Genomic DNA, 14,560 nt, shown 5'->3' with positions numbered 1-14,560 from the left:
GCTCGCCAGAAACTACCTCTCAGCCACGCACCTCGCCGCAAGCCTCACGTTCTGGTGCAATTGAGTCCGGAGCCTAGGCGAAGCGCAATGTGTCATAGCCCCTGAGCGCGACATTTGTACATGTCTCGTTGTATTTGAAGAAACCACCGGTGTACATGGAAAGACCCCGTGGCTTGCCGTCGACGTTGGCGCCGACATACCAGGTGTTGGCCTTTGAAACGAGCGTGAGCTCGGCGAGACTGAACACCTGCTCCATCCACGCATCCTCAGCGGCCGGCTGCGGTTCCACCGATGCGATGCTGTTGGTTCGCATATGATCGATCAACTGGCAGATCCAATTCACATTCTGCTCGTCCAAAGTGATGATATTGGCGAGTGCAGCCGGGCCGTTGGGCCCGCACAGCATGAACAGGTTTGGAAAGCCGGCCATCATCAGCCCGAGGTAGGAGCGCGCGCCGCCGGCCCATTTTTCGCGCACCGTATGGCCATCGCGGCCTGCCACTTCGAACGCCAGCAGAGCGCCGGAAAGGCCATCATAGCCGGTGGCAACAATCAGCGTATCGAGCGCGACCGTGCCCGCGGTGGTGGTGATGCCGTGGGCCGTAACGCGCTCAATGGGGTGCTTGATGCAATCGACCAGATGGACGTGGGGCAGGTTGAAGGCCTCGTAATAGCCCGTATCGAGGCACGGCCGCCGCGCAAAGATCGGATAGCCGCGCGGCTTGAGCGCTTCAGCGGTTGCGGGATCGTTCACCGTGGCAGCGATCTTGCCGCGCACGAATTCGGCCACCTGTTCATTGGCTTCGGGGTTGGTGAGCAGATCGGAGAACAGCCCGAGAAAATCGAGGCCGCCGCGCGCCCACGCGTCTTCCATGACGCGCTGGCGCTGGCTGGGCGTGATCGAAAAGAACGGCCGCGAGGTGACCGGGCGCACGCCGCCGAGGTGGCTGGCACGCGCCACCGCGCGAATGGCCGGATAGTTTCGTTTGAGTTCGGTGACATAATCGGGATCGAGCGCGGTATTGCGCATCGGCATCGTGTAGCTCGGGGTGCGCTGGAACACGTGAAATTCGGCAGCCTGCGCTGCCACGACGGGAACGATCTGGATGCCGCTTGAGCCGGTTCCGACCAGGCCGACCCGTTTGCCTGCAAAATCGACCGGGGTATGCGGCCATTTTGCCGCGCGCAGCACTTCGCCTTCGAACGTCTCCAGTCCGGGAAACTCCGGGTCCTTCGGGATCGACAGCGGTCCTGTCGCCATGATGCAATAGGTAGCCCTGATCTCGTCGCCGCGATCGGTGATCATGATCCAGTTATTGGCCTCAGCATCCCATGTCGCGCCGGTGACTCGCGTTTCGAAATGAAAATGCCGGCGCAGATCAAGCTTGTCGGCAACGAAGTTTGCATAAGCCAGGATCTCGGGTTGAGCGGCAAATTGCTCGCTCCACGTCCATTCCTGCTGGAGCGCATCGGAAAAGCCATAGCTGTAATCAACGCACATCAGATCGCAGCGAGCGCCCGGATAGCGATTCCAGTACCAGACGCCGCCGACATCGCCGCCAGCCTCGAACCCGGCGACGCTCAGGCCCATCTCGTTCAGCTTGTGGACGGCGTACATGCCGCCAAAGCCGGCGCCGACCACGATTGCATCCACGTTCTGGTGTACTGGTTGCCGGAGGGGGCGATCCGGAGCGGTCTGCATGATGTTTTCCGTTGTTGTTGGCGACGACGCACGGGTCTTTCACGGCGGGCAAAGGCGTTGCACCCTTACCCGCCCGCGGTTTGCAATCAATAACGTACCAGCACTTCAGCCCCGATCACGCGGCCCCGGTTGATCGACGAGAAGGTCGAACCGGCGAAGAACGGCAGCGGCGACACGTTGCCTTCGGTCTGGTCGTTCAGCAGGTTGGTGCCATAGATCGAGAATTTCCACTGGCGGTTTGCTGTTTCAACCGACAGATTGGCATCCACCAGATCGGCCGCACTCAACAAGCCGGTGTTGTTGTCGTTGGACCAGGCCGCATCGCGGTGGGTATAGCCGACGCGGGCCTGCAACTCGCCCACGCCGCGCACATCATGGGTGAAATTGGCGTTGATGCCATAGGTCCACGGCGCCAGACGGGGCGGGACCAGGGCAAAATCGCGGTCGTTGATGACGCGATCGCCGGTCAGGTCGAAGAAGATGTCGGTATACTTGCCGTCGGTGTAGCCGAACTGACCGTTGATGGTCACATGATTGCCGATCTTGAGCACCGCTTCGGCTTCGATGCCCTGCAGCCGCAGGTTGGCCGAGTTGCGGATCACCTGGGTGGTGCCGATCGGCAGCACCGGCAGAATGATCTCGCGCTGCAGACCCAGAACCGTGTTGTGGAAAGCCGCCACGTTCAGGCGCAGCACGCGGCCGAAATCCTGCTTGAGGCCGATTTCATAGCTGTTCTGTTTTTCGGCGTCGAACGGTCCGGGCGCCTCGGCGGGGTTGCCATTGCGGAAATTGTAGCCGCCGCTGCGGAAACCGCGGGCGAAGAAGGCATAGACCAGCGTTTCATCGGATGGTTGCCATTGCCCGCCGAAGCGGAAGGTGGGATCGCGCCAGGTACGGGAATCGTTGAACCCATAGCTGCTGCAGGTCTTGGTCACAATTGGATCGCACAGGTTTCCGGCCAGATTCTGCACCCGCACCCGCTTGGTCTCCCACGAATAGCGCAGACCACCGCTCAGTGTAACCGTGTCGGTCACCTTCCAGTCGGTCGAAGCGAATGCGCCGAATGTCTGCTGTTCCTGATTGCCGCCGCCCGAAATCCGAAGGGCACCGCCCGCCAGCCGGCGCAATTCGATGTAATCAATGTCCTGCTGGAAATAATAGAGCCCGGTCGTTACCTGCAGAGCGCCGAACGTGCCGGCATAACGCAACTCGTTGCTCCATTGATGCTGCCTTGTGAGCGTGTCGGCATGAAAGGTGAAGCTGGGGGATGAATCGATGTCGCTGGTCACGAAGCCGCTGAAATCGCGATAGGAGGTCAGGTTGGTGATCCGGCCGTCACCAAAGCTGGTGTCGACGTTGAATTCCAGCGACGCCTGGTTCCAGTCGTTGCGGGTCACGCCTTCTTCATCCACGCTGATGCCGAAGCTTTCGCGGGGGAACAGGCCGAAGTTGCTGACAACGGCGCCGTCGCCGCGCACCTGGCCGCGTTCATAGCGCGCCACCACGTCCACCGTGTCACTGGGCGTGAAGTGCAGCGCGGACCGCAGGATCAGTGTTTCGGACGCCCCGAAATTCGTGTTGCCGTTGAACTGGTTGGTGAACCAGCCATCATCGTCGTTGTAATACACCGCCACCTTGGCAGACAGCTTGTCCTTGATGAGCGGGCCCGAAACAACAAGGCTGGCGGTCTTGTTGAGGCCGGTTTCGGCCGACAGCCGGCCATTGATCTTCAGATCATCGCCAGGCGTGCTGGTGCGCACCACGACAGCGCCGCCGGTGACGTTGCGGCCGAACAACAGGCCTTGCGGCCCGCGCAGAATTTCCACGCCCTCCAGATCGAAGGTATCGAACAGGATGCCGGCGCTGATCCCCATGTAGACGCCGTCGACAAACACGCCGACGGTGGGATCGATCGACGGGATCGAGCTGTTGATGCCAAGGCCGCGGATCGAGAAGTTGGCAAAGCCCGGCGCGGTTCCAACGTCATCGAGCTGCACGTTGGGTGCGCTGAAGGCGAGGTTCTCGAGCGAGCGGACGTGCTGGTTCTCCAACTGCTTGGCGCCAAAGGCGGTCACCGCGATTGCAACGTCCTGAACATCTTGCCCATCGCCTTTCTTGGTGGCGGTCACCACGATCTCGTCGAAAACGCTTTTATCCTCGGTGATTTCGGCCGCTTGCTGTGCTGCGGCAGCCCCAGCCTGGACAACAACAAGGGTGCCGATGCAGATACCGGCCAGTAGCCGTGCAGTGGAAATCATAATCATTCCTTCCCCAACCATGATCTGATAGTGAAGCGGTATCCGCATCATACGCACATGAAAGACTAAGCCATTCTTTTTGATGGATGATTCAGTCTCGGTTTATTTTTGTTCGTCGTAGTGGGGCAGCTTCACCGCAACCGTGCGGCACAGGCAATCAATTCACCCTTCACCTGCGCAAAAATCATGCTGGCGATTTGCGGGCTATCGGGTGAGGGCGTGGCCAATGCCGCCGTCGACGGCCAGCGACTGGCCGGTGACGAAGGTCGAGCGCGCACCCGCCAGCCAGACCGCCGCCTCGGCAATGTCACCAATTTCGCCCAACCGGCCGATCGGGGTCTGCCGTACGCGCGCCGCGATCTGGTCGGCCGTCAGGATGGCCTTGACCCCTTCGGTCGCCACGGTGGAGGGGGCGATGGCATTGACCCTGATGCGGCGTGGCCCCAGCTCGACAGACGCTGAACGGGTCAACCCATCCACGCCCGCCTTCACGGCCGCGTACAGCAGCGCGCCGCTGCTGCCGAGCCGGCCCGCCATCGATCCGATGTTGACGATGGCGCCGCCGGTTTCAGGCATGTGCGGCACTGCAGCCTGAATGCCCCAGACCATCCCGCCCAGCCCCACACCCACCATCCGGGCAAAGATTTCCGGGGTGATATCGGCAATCAGATCATAACTGTTCCACATGGCATTGTTGACCAGCACATCGATCCGGCCGAGCCTTTGGGCTGCATCGTCGATGGCAGTGGTCAGCAGCGCGCGGTCCGACACATCGGCACCATAGGCCAGCGCGGTACCGCCGTTGGCGGTTATCGCGTCGGCCGCCGCCTGTGCCCAGGGCTGTTTCAGATCGATCAGCACCACGGCAGCGCCTTCGGCAGCATAGCGTTCGGCGATCGCCCGCCCCAACCCCCGTGACGCGCCCGTCACCACCGCCACCAGGCCTTCCAGTTCACCGCCCATGTTCGTGCCTCTGTTGCTACCGGGTAAAGCTAACGCGAAGCACGAGGAATTCGTCGTCGTCACCTGCGTGGCGCAGCGATTATTCCGTGCATGATAAAGGCCACGCCGGCTTCGGCGACTTTTGACCTTGCAGGTCAGGTGCCGGAAGCTTGCGTCCAGGTGGCGGCCTTCTGCTGTCACATCCTTGGGGGCCGGTGTGAACCAATCCATTGATCATGCCAAACCGCGTGTGGTGGTCGTGACCGGTGCTGCCCGTGGGATCGGTCTGGCCTGCGCGCGCCGTTTCGCGGCCGGCGGCGATCGCGTCGTGCTGGCAGATCGTGACATGGCGGCCTGCACGGCAGCGGCGGCCATGCTGGGTGCGCCGCACACGGCGTTGCACATGGATGTTGCCGATGAAGCCAGTGTCGATCAGGCCATGGCGCAGATATCGGCGCAGCACGGACCGCCGGATGTTCTGGTCAACAATGCCGGCATCGTGGATCGGTTTGCCCGTCCGATCCTGGAGGTGCCCGATGGGGATCTCGATAATTTGGTAGCCATCAATCTGGAAGGTCCATTCCTCGTCACCCGGGCGGCCGTGCGCGCCATGTCAGCCAAGCCATCGGCCGCGGGCAGCCGGCATATCATCAACATATCGTCGGGGGCCGCCCTGCGTGCGCTGCCCGGCCGTGCCAGCTACAGCCTGACCAAGGCCGGCGTGATCGGCATGACCCGTTCGCTGGCCACCGAGCTGGCGGCTGCCGGCATCGCGGTCAACGCGGTCCTGCCCGGTTACACCGATACCGAGATATTGCTCTCGCTCGAACGCGAAGGCCGCTTTGATCGGGTTGCTGCCTGCGCCGCCATCCCGATGGGCCGATTGGGGTGCAGCGAAGACATTGCCGAGGCCGTTTACCATGTGTCGCGGTCCACCTATCTTGCCGGCAGTCTGCTGGTGGTGGATGGCGGCGTCGATGCCTTTGGCGGGTCTGGCAAGGCATCCACCATGCCGATGCCCCACCGAACCGTGCGCGCAGGCGATGTGGCCTGTGTCACCGGCGGTGGCAGCGGTATGGGCGCCGCGATCGCCGATCGGTTGGCGGCAGCCGGTTTTGTGGTTGCCGTGCTCGATACGCACCCGTACCAGGCCGGCCGGCACCCGGCTTGGCAGGTCGATGTCGCGGATGTTGACGCCGTTGAAGCAGCCATGGCCGATATCGCGCGGCGGCTGGGCCCGGTTTCGGTGTTGATCAACAATGCGGGCATTGTCGAACCCATGGCCCCGACCGCGGCACAGCCGCTCGATGACTTCAAGCGGACGCTGGCGGTCAATCTGAAGGGGGTCGTTCACATGTCGCGCGCGGCCGCCCGCCAGATGATCGCCCACGGCGGCGGTGCCATCGTCAACCTGTCGTCCATCGCTGCCACGCTGGGCCTGCCGGCGCGCAACGCCTATGGCGCATCAAAGGCAGCCGTCACCATGCTGACGCGCAGCCTGGCGTGCGAATGGGCCTGCCACGGCATCCGCGTGAATGCGGTGGCCCCCGGCTATATCGCCACGCCGGCGATCGACGCGCTTGTCAATGCCGGCACGCGTGATCCGGGGGCGATCATGCGGCGCATTCCGATGGGCCGGCTGGGCCAACCAGCCGAGATCGCCGAGCATGTGGCCTTTCTGGTGTCCGATACGGCCGCCTATATCACCGGCACGACGCTGATGGCCGATGGCGGCTATTCGGCGAGCGGCCACCCGCCGGGCGCGCCCATGCCTTGATTCGCGGGCGGCCGGGCAATCCCATATGCAATAGTTGCCGCCCCGCCGTGCCGGTTCGTGCCAAGCCGGATTGCCCGCCATAGGTTGCCTGCCAATCAAGAAACATCGGGAGAGACTGCAATGAGTCAACTCAGGCTTGAAGTTTCGGACTTCGTTGCGGTCGTGACAATCGACAACCCGCCGGTGAACGCCCAGAACATGGCGCTGATCGAAGAGATCATCGAAACGTTCGACACGTTCAATGACCGTGAAGACGTGCGGGTGGTGGTGTTGACCGGTGCTGGCAAATGCTTTTCTGCCGGCGCCGATCTGCGCAACCGCCCCGATCTTTCGGCCCCCGGTGCGCGCTGGGCCCGCAATCGCAAGGTTCGCGAGGTCAGCTATAGCATCATGGACAACGCCAAGCCGACGATTGCGGCCGTCAACGGATCGGCGCTGGGCGCTGGGTTGGGCCTTGTCGCGAGCTGCGATATCATCGTTGCGTCCGAAAATGCGGTGTTCGGCTTGCCCGAGGTCGATGTCGGCCTGATGGGCGGCGGCAAGCATGCCGAGCGCATCCTGCCGCACTCGCTGGTCCGCCGCATGATGCTGACGGGTTATCGTGCGCCGGCTGCCGAATTATATCGGCGCGGCATCATCGAAGCCTGCCTGCCAGCCGACGAACTGATGCCGTTCGTGATGGACATGGCGCGCAACATCGCAGCCAAGAGCCCGCTGGCAACCCGGCTGGCCAAGGACAGCATGCGCACCATCGAGAACATGACCCTGCGCGACGGCTATATCTATGAACAGGGCAACACCGCCAAACTGGCGAAGTCTGAAGATGCAGCCGAAGCCGTTGCAGCGTTTGTCGAAAAGCGCGCGCCGGTGTTCCACGGCCGCTGAAGGAGCCCGCTGTCATGGCCCGTGCCGGCAACTGGAACTTTGGCGACCTGCTGGACGTGACGGCGGCCAATGTGCCGGCGGACCGCCCGGCGCTGGTGCGGGGTGACCGGACAATCAATTGGGGCGATTTCGATGGGCGCACCAATCGGCTCGCCCGCGCCATGCTGGCGGGCGGCTTGCAAGCCGGGGACCGCATCGCGATCCTGGCCCGCAACATCCCGGAATTCATCGAGATCGCCTGCGCCGCCTTCAAGGCACGCTTGACTCACGTCAACATCAACTACCGCTATACCACCGCCGAGATCGAATATGTGCTGGCCGACTGCACGGCCGTGGCTCTGTTCTATCAGGATGAATTTGCCGATGTGGTGGCGCCATTGCCGGGCGCGCTGCCGCACCTGACCATGCTGGTGCAGATTGGCGGCGGTGGAGCCTATGACCGGATGGTCGAGCAAGGCGACACTGCCCCGCTGGATATCGTGCGCTCCCCTGAAGACGGCTATCTTTTGTATACCGGCGGCACCACCGGCAGGCCGAAAGGCGTCATGTGGGCAGCCGGCGACGCTCGCGCCGTGCAACTGGAAGCGCCGACCATCCGCAATCCGGTGCAGTCGCTGGCCGATCACGCCGCCCAGGTTGCGGCCAACGCGGCGCCGGGGCGTGTGCTGCCGGCTTGCCCGCTCATGCATGGTGCCGGGCTCAACAGCTCGATGGCCGAACTGCTGATGGGCGGCACGGCGGTGTTGCTGCCCAGCGATCGTTTCGATGCCGAAGAACTGTGGACCGAGGTGCAGCGCCACCGTGTGTCGCGCATCCTGATCGTCGGCGATGTGTTTGCGCGGCCGATGCTGCAGGCCCTGGTCAACAACCCCGGACGCTGGGATCTGGCCTGCCTGAAGCTGATTTCATCGGCTGGCCTGATGTGGAGCCAGGAGGTCAAGCGCGGGCTGGTGGAGCAGCTGCCCGGCCTGACATTGGTCGATATCCTCGGCGCCTCCGAAGCGTCGGGCTTTGGCTATGCGGTGACCACGATCACCAAGGAAACGCCGACCGGCTATTTCGAGCCGGGACGCAATACCGTGATCATCGATGTCGAAACCGATCGCGTGCTGGCGGCGGATGAGCCCGGCACCGGTTGGCTGGCAAGGCGGCCGCCGTTTGCTCTGGGCTATTTCGGCGATACGGAAAAGACCGCGCAAACCTATCGCCTGATCGACGGCACCATCTATGCGATCCCGGGGGACATGGCCGAACGCACCGCAGATGGGCTGATCCGGCTGATCGGCCGCGGCAATTTGTGCATCAATACCGGCGGCGAGAAGGTCTTTGTCGAAGAGGTGGAAGAAGCGCTGAAGCGCGCGCCCGGGATCGAGGATGCGATCGTGGTCGGTGTTCCCGATGCCACCTGGGGCAAGGCGATCGTGGCGCTCTTGCGGGTGACCCCTGCCTATGACGAAGCGGCGGCCAGGGCTGTGCTGGAAGCTGATCTGGCGCGTTACAAGCTGCCACGCCGCATGATCCGGCTTGCCGATCTGCCGCGCCATGCCAGCGGCAAATCCGATTATCGCCGCGCACTCGAAATCGCCATCGACGCAATCGCCATCGATACACCGGCCTGACGCCATGCAACCCCAGGCTCTGGTAACCGGCGGCGCGCAGGGCATTGGCCGGGCGGTTGCGGAACTGCTGGCGCAAGGCGGCTGGCATGTCACCGCAGCCGATATCGATGCCGCCGCCTTGACTGCTGCCAGCGCGCAGTGGTCGGGCATCGACTGCGCGGCACTGGACGTGACGTCGTCGGCGCAGGTGGCCGCTGTGCTTGATGGACTGCCCGCGCTCGATGTGGTGGTGAACTGTGCCGGCATCGCGGCCGAGTTGCTGCCGTTGCACCAGATCAGCCGATCAGCGTTCGAACAGATGCTGCGGGTCAATGTGGGCGGCACGTTCATCCTGGCCCGCGAAGCCGCTCGCCGGATGCACAAGGGTGCGATCATCAACATCGCATCGCGGGGTTATCTGGGCGGCGCGGGGGCCGCGCATTATGTGGCATCCAAGGCGGCGGTGGTGGGCATGACCCGATCGCTGGCGGTGGAATTGCGCTGGCGCGGCATCACGGTGAATGCCGTGGCGCCCGGTATGGTGGAAACCCGCATGATCGCCCAGTTCACCCCGGACATGCGCGCGCGGCTCAATCGACTTGAGCCCGCGGGCGGCGCGATGCCGCCCGCTGCCATCGCCCACGCCGTGGCCTATCTTGCGTCCCCGGCCGGGCGATCGATGACCGGTCAGGTCCTGCTGGTTGATGGCGGAAAATCACTGGGCGTCGCGCCGTGCTGACCGTCATTGCGCCGCCCGGCAGCCTGGCCGATGCCGTGGGGCAGGCGCTTCGCAGCGCGCTGCCAGCAGGGATTGCGGATATTTCCGCCGTTGTCGATGCCTTGCCGCCGGTTCGAACGGCCGCGGTGGACCAGCTGGCGGATGATGATTTCGAAGCTGGCCTCGTGCGTCCGCTGGCCGATCTGGCAGCAGGGCTGGCCGCCCTTGTGCCGGCCCGTCGCCGCATCGTGCTGATCGGGTCTGCGGCCTTTCTGGGTGATTGGGACAGCGCACTGGCCGGCGGCCTGGCCGCGGGTGTGGTCGGTCTGCTGCGATCGGTTGCGCTGGAATTCGCAGCGGAAGCAGTCACCATCAACATGATCGCGGTGGCTTCGCCAGATGCCGCCCGGGCCGCAGACGTCGCGACGCTGGCATCAGCGCTTTTGCAGGGCAGCGGCGTCAACGGCCAGGTGATCGCGTGTGATGGCGGTGACAATCTGCGGATGTCGCGCGCGCGGCAGCGCCGACCCGCTTTACCGGACGATCCTGCCAAGCCATGAACAGCGGGCAGGCCCGACTACGGCCGGGGAGGGGCTCATGTCGCAACCCACAGTCAAATCCGCGCTCCGCACCTTCGAGGTGCTGGAATTGTTCGCAGAACGCCGTTTGCCGCTGCAGTTGCACGAGATCCACGGCGCGTTGGGCTACCCGCAATCCAGCACCACGGCCTTGCTCAAGAGCATGGTGATGCTGGGTTATCTCAACTATAATCGGGATCAACGCAGCTATCTGCCCACAACGCGCGTTGCCATGCTCGGCAATTGGCTGCCAGGCTTCATCGAGGCGGCCGGCGGGTTCCGGGAACTTGTGGAGGAGCTGCAACGGCGGACCGATGAAACCGTGGCGCTGATTACGCGCAACGATTTGTTCGTGCAGTACATCATCCTGCTGACACCCGATCACGAATATCAGATGGCGCCGCAAGTTGGCGTGATGCGAAAACTGGTGGATTCCTCGGCCGGGCTGTCGCTGATGGCACGGATGGATGATCGCTCAATCGACAAATTGTGCCGATATTCCAATGCCTACAACAGCGGGGACAGGACGCGTGTCTCTTATCCTCAGATCCTGCAGCAGGTCGAACAGGTTCGGCGGTTGGGTTATGCCTATATCCCGAACCGCCCGACGCCGGCGGTCTCGTCAATCACCATGGCGCTTGATGCGGAACTTTATGGCGTGCCGCTGGCCTTGGGTGTGGGCGGGCTGGCCGATCGGATTGCGAATCGCAAACAGCATATCGTCGATGTTCTGCGCGATCTGGTGACGTCGTTTCGCCCGGCTTCCGCCTGAAAATCGCGGACATGATTGTCGGGGTTTCAAAGTGTGTTCGCGTGCACCTTCTGGCTGTGCGGGCCTAACCTGATGCCATCCTAGGTGGCTTGGCATCAGGCAAGGGCAGGAGCGAACCGGCGTGACGATCGACATCGAGTTCTTCGGTCCGCATCGCTGCCTGCTCGGCGAAAGCCCGTTGTGGGATGCCGATCGGCAAATATTGTGGTGGGTCGATGCGGCAGGCCTTTCGATCCATGCCGCCAAACCCGACGGGGAACCGGTCTGCGTCTGGACCTATGATCATATGGTCGGCAGCATCGGGCTGGCGCAGGGCGGTCTGATCGCCGCCTTTGCCGATCATTTTGCCGTGATCGACGAAACCACGGGGCAGGCGCAGCCGTTTGCGGCCGTTCCCGGCCATGATGGCAGCATGCGCCTGAATGACGGCAAGGTGGACCGCGCCGGCGGCGCCTATCTGTGCGGCCAAACCCGGATGGCCGACGCTGCAACCGGGACCATGTTCCAGCTGTCTGCCAACGCGGCGCTGCGCCCGCTGGCCAGCGGAATGCGGATTTCCAATGCCATCTGCTTTTCCCCGGACGGTGCCCGGCTGTACTTCGCCGACAGTCTCGACGGCACCATCCGCTGTCATGACTATGATCCCGCCAGCGGCGCCGTCGGCCCGCAGGTGGCGGCGATCGATCTTGGTCCGATCGGGCAGGCGCCCGATGGTGCAACGGTCGATGCCGATGGCAATATCTGGGTGGCGCTGGTGCTGGACCAGGCGGTGGCGTGCATCACGCCGCAGGGGCGGTTGATCCGCCGCATCGACGTACCGATGCCGTATCCGTCGTGTCCCGCCTTTGGTGGATCGGCGCTGGATACGCTGTTTGTGACCTCGATAAGTAAATCCGGCCACATGCTCAACAGTGATCACCCTGATGCCGGGCGCATCATCGCAATCCGTGGCCTGGGCGTCACCGGAATCGCCGAAAGCCGTTTGCGCGTGCCGGCCAGCAAGGGAGGCACCCATGGACTTTGAGCTGACGGCCGGCGACCTCGCCTTCCGGGCGGAGGTTCGCGATTTCTTCGCCACGGGCATTCCGGCGGCGTGGCGCACACGGGTGCGGGCCGGATTGCGGCTGCAACCCGAAGAACTGATCGCCTATCAGAAGCGCCTTGCTGCCCGGGGCTGGGGTGCGCCGACCTGGCCCGTCGAATATGGCGGCACTGGATGGAGCCCGATCCAGCAGTATATCTTCTGGACCGAAGCCGCCAATGCCGACGCCCCGGCCCAATTTCACCAGGGCCTCGAACTGATCGGCCCGATCATCTTCACCTATGGCAGCCAGGCCCAGAAGGATCAGTATTTGCCGCGCATCATCAATGCGGATGATTGGTGGTGCCAGGGCTATTCCGAACCGGGTGCCGGGTCTGATCTTGCCGCGCTGCGAACCCGGGCCGTGCGGGATGGCGATCATTATGTGCTGAATGGGCAGAAAGCCTGGACCAGCTATGGCCATGTTGCCAGCCATGTCTTCGTGCTGGCTCGCACATCTGACGAGCTCAAGCGCCAGCAGGGCATCTCGTTGCTGCTGCTCGACATGAAGACGCCGGGCATCACCATCCGGCCGGTCGCCACGATGGACGAGAAACATCACACCAACGAGATGTTTCTGGATGATGTGCGGTTGCCGTTCGACAATCTGGTCGGAACGGAAGGCCGCGGCTGGGAATATGGCAAAGTGCTGCTGGACCGCGAACGCATGGTCACGGCGTCAGTTGCAGTGTTCCTGATCCAGACGGTGAAGGCCATTCGGGAGGCCGCCACCCGCCGCGCGGTTGGCGGCGTGCCGATCATCGATCGGCCCGGCGTGAAGGCCAAGCTGGCGCAATATGAGATCGAAGTGATCGCACTGCAGACGATGGTGCTCAAGGTCATGGCCGATGCGGCTGCCGGGGTTGATTCCGGGCCGCTTGGATCGATGATCAAGTTGCGCTGGTCGCAATTGACCCAGGCTGGCACCGCCTTGTGGGTGGATGCCCTTGGGCCAGAGGCCGCGCACTTCGCTGCGCTCGACGACGGATCAGCGCTGCCGGCCGACATGCCTTATGCCATGCAGGGCGCCCTTTATGCCCGTGTGACGTCGATCTACGGCGGATCGAGCGAGATTCAGCACAACATCATTGCCCAGCGCGCGCTGGGCCTGAAAGGCTGACACGATATGCGCCTCGCCTATAACGACGAGCAGGACATGTTGCTGGAGACGGTCCACCGCTTCGGCAGCGAACATTATCCCCCGAACGATCGTCACGGCCTCATCAGGCGTGGCCGGGCCGGAGAAGCGGCAGGATGGTCGAAGATGGCCGAGCTTGGCTGGCTGCTGCTGCCGATCACGGCGGAATGTGGCGGCCTGGGCGGCAGCATCGTGGACGTGATGGCGGTTGCCGAAGGCATGGGGCGGCATCTGGTTCCGGGGCCTTATGTTGCCACCACGGTGCTGGCACCCGCCCTGCTGGCCCATGGTGGCAACGCCGTGCACGATCTGATCGCGCAAATCGGTGCCGGGCAGACCTGTGTTGCGGCCGCCCTGTTGGAAGACGACGGTGGTTATGATGTGCACCGGGTCGGGGCTGAGGCGACGTCCGACCGGAATGGCTTTTGCCTGACCGGCAGCAAATGCCATGTGGAAGACGGCGGTGATGCCGATTGGTTCGTCATTTCGGCGCGCACGAGCGGCAATGGCGCCGACCCGAAGGGGATTTCACTTTTCCTGGTGCCGGCCACGGCGCCGGGCCTGAGCGTGGAGCGTTTCCGCGCCATCGATGGTCACCGCCACGCCCGATTGACATGCACTGGCGTGGCAGGCGCAACCCTTGTCGGCCCGGCCGATGGCGCGCTGCCGTTGATCGAAGCTGCGGTCGGCAGGGCGACATGCGCCTATCTTGCCGAAGCCGTCGGCTCGATGACGGCCGTCGCTGCGATCACCCTGGAATATCTGCGCACGCGCGAACAGTTCGGCCGCCCCATTGGCGCGTTCCAGGTGTTGCAACATCGCATGGTCGACATGACCCTCGCCTGCGAGGAAGCCCGGGCGATGTTGTGTCATATGGCGCTGGCCATTCCGCAGGGCGAGGCGGCATTCCTGCGTGCCTTGTCTGCCTCCAAGGTGCGCATCAGCGAATGCGGCCTCTATGTCGCGCAGCAGGCTGTCCAGCTTCACGGCGGGGTCGGCTTCAGCGACGAGCTGATCGTCAGCCATCATCTCAAGCGGCAGATGATGCTGTCGCTGGCCCACGGCTCCGTTGACTACCACAGGATGAGGTTCGCCGCGTGACAGAACACAG

The 14,560-nt window shown here is 63.5% G+C and carries 12 protein-coding genes; 9 read left to right on the top strand and 3 right to left on the bottom strand.

Going from position 1 to position 14,560, the window contains the following annotated elements; genetic code table 11:
• Positions 1 to 73 precede the first annotated feature (73 nt).
• From ACTIEZ_RS14245 to ACTIEZ_RS14235, 3 genes are all read right to left on the bottom strand, one after another.
• Complete coding sequence (locus tag ACTIEZ_RS14245; protein ID WP_439547348.1) at positions 74 to 1,654, bottom strand: flavin-containing monooxygenase; 1,581 nt, start codon at positions 1,652 to 1,654, stop codon at positions 74 to 76.
• Between the two features lie 134 nt (positions 1,655 to 1,788).
• Complete coding sequence (locus ACTIEZ_RS14240) at positions 1,789 to 3,960, bottom strand: TonB-dependent receptor (RefSeq protein WP_439547347.1); 2,172 nt, start codon at positions 3,958 to 3,960, stop codon at positions 1,789 to 1,791.
• Positions 3,961 to 4,164: 204 nt separating this feature from the next.
• Positions 4,165 to 4,923: an SDR family NAD(P)-dependent oxidoreductase gene (locus ACTIEZ_RS14235; protein ID WP_439547346.1), complete on the bottom strand. Its 759-nt coding sequence runs from the start codon at positions 4,921 to 4,923 to the stop codon at positions 4,165 to 4,167.
• Positions 4,924 to 5,119: 196 nt separating this feature from the next.
• On the opposite strand from ACTIEZ_RS14235, the gene ACTIEZ_RS14230 reads away from it, so the two are divergent.
• The 9 genes from ACTIEZ_RS14230 to ACTIEZ_RS14190 all read left to right on the top strand — a co-directional run bounded on the left by ACTIEZ_RS14230 (position 5,120) and on the right by ACTIEZ_RS14190 (position 14,550).
• The gene (locus tag ACTIEZ_RS14230) at positions 5,120 to 6,679 is read left to right on the top strand and encodes an SDR family oxidoreductase (protein ID WP_439547345.1); all 1,560 of its coding nucleotides are present in this window, start codon (positions 5,120 to 5,122) and stop codon (positions 6,677 to 6,679) included.
• 120 nt (positions 6,680 to 6,799) lie between these two features.
• Positions 6,800 to 7,564, top strand: coding sequence for an enoyl-CoA hydratase/isomerase family protein (locus tag ACTIEZ_RS14225; protein ID WP_439547344.1), 765 nt, complete (start codon positions 6,800 to 6,802; stop codon positions 7,562 to 7,564).
• A 14-nt stretch (positions 7,565 to 7,578) separates the two neighbouring features.
• Positions 7,579 to 9,183, top strand: a complete 1,605-nt coding sequence (locus tag ACTIEZ_RS14220; protein WP_439547343.1) for an AMP-binding protein — start codon at positions 7,579 to 7,581, stop codon at positions 9,181 to 9,183.
• A 4-nt stretch (positions 9,184 to 9,187) separates the two neighbouring features.
• Positions 9,188 to 9,901, top strand: coding sequence for an SDR family NAD(P)-dependent oxidoreductase (locus tag ACTIEZ_RS14215; protein ID WP_439547342.1), 714 nt, complete (start codon positions 9,188 to 9,190; stop codon positions 9,899 to 9,901).
• Complete coding sequence (locus tag ACTIEZ_RS14210; RefSeq protein WP_439547341.1) at positions 9,895 to 10,440, top strand: short-chain dehydrogenase; 546 nt, start codon at positions 9,895 to 9,897, stop codon at positions 10,438 to 10,440. The genes ACTIEZ_RS14215 and ACTIEZ_RS14210 overlap by 7 nt, the downstream gene beginning before the upstream one ends.
• Before the next feature lie 37 nt (positions 10,441 to 10,477).
• Positions 10,478 to 11,230, top strand: coding sequence for an IclR family transcriptional regulator (locus tag ACTIEZ_RS14205; protein ID WP_439547340.1), 753 nt, complete (start codon positions 10,478 to 10,480; stop codon positions 11,228 to 11,230).
• 121 nt (positions 11,231 to 11,351) lie between these two features.
• A complete protein-coding gene (locus ACTIEZ_RS14200) occupies positions 11,352 to 12,254 on the top strand; it encodes an SMP-30/gluconolactonase/LRE family protein (protein ID WP_439547339.1) in 903 nt (300 codons plus the stop codon).
• The gene (locus ACTIEZ_RS14195; RefSeq protein WP_439547338.1) at positions 12,244 to 13,431 is read left to right on the top strand and encodes an acyl-CoA dehydrogenase family protein; all 1,188 of its coding nucleotides are present in this window, start codon (positions 12,244 to 12,246) and stop codon (positions 13,429 to 13,431) included. Before ACTIEZ_RS14200 ends, ACTIEZ_RS14195 begins: the two co-directional genes overlap by 11 nt.
• Positions 13,432 to 13,437: 6 nt before the next feature.
• Positions 13,438 to 14,550 (top strand): acyl-CoA dehydrogenase family protein, encoded by a 1,113-nt coding sequence (locus ACTIEZ_RS14190; RefSeq protein WP_439547337.1) that lies wholly within the window; start codon positions 13,438 to 13,440, stop codon positions 14,548 to 14,550.
• Positions 14,551 to 14,560 lie beyond the last annotated feature (10 nt).

This window comes from Sandarakinorhabdus sp. (assembly GCF_051860625.1).
Classification (GTDB): Bacteria; Pseudomonadota; Alphaproteobacteria; order Sphingomonadales; family Sphingomonadaceae; genus Sandarakinorhabdus.
Note: the sequence above shows the minus strand (reverse complement) of the source record. Positions and strands in the feature narration are given on the sequence as shown.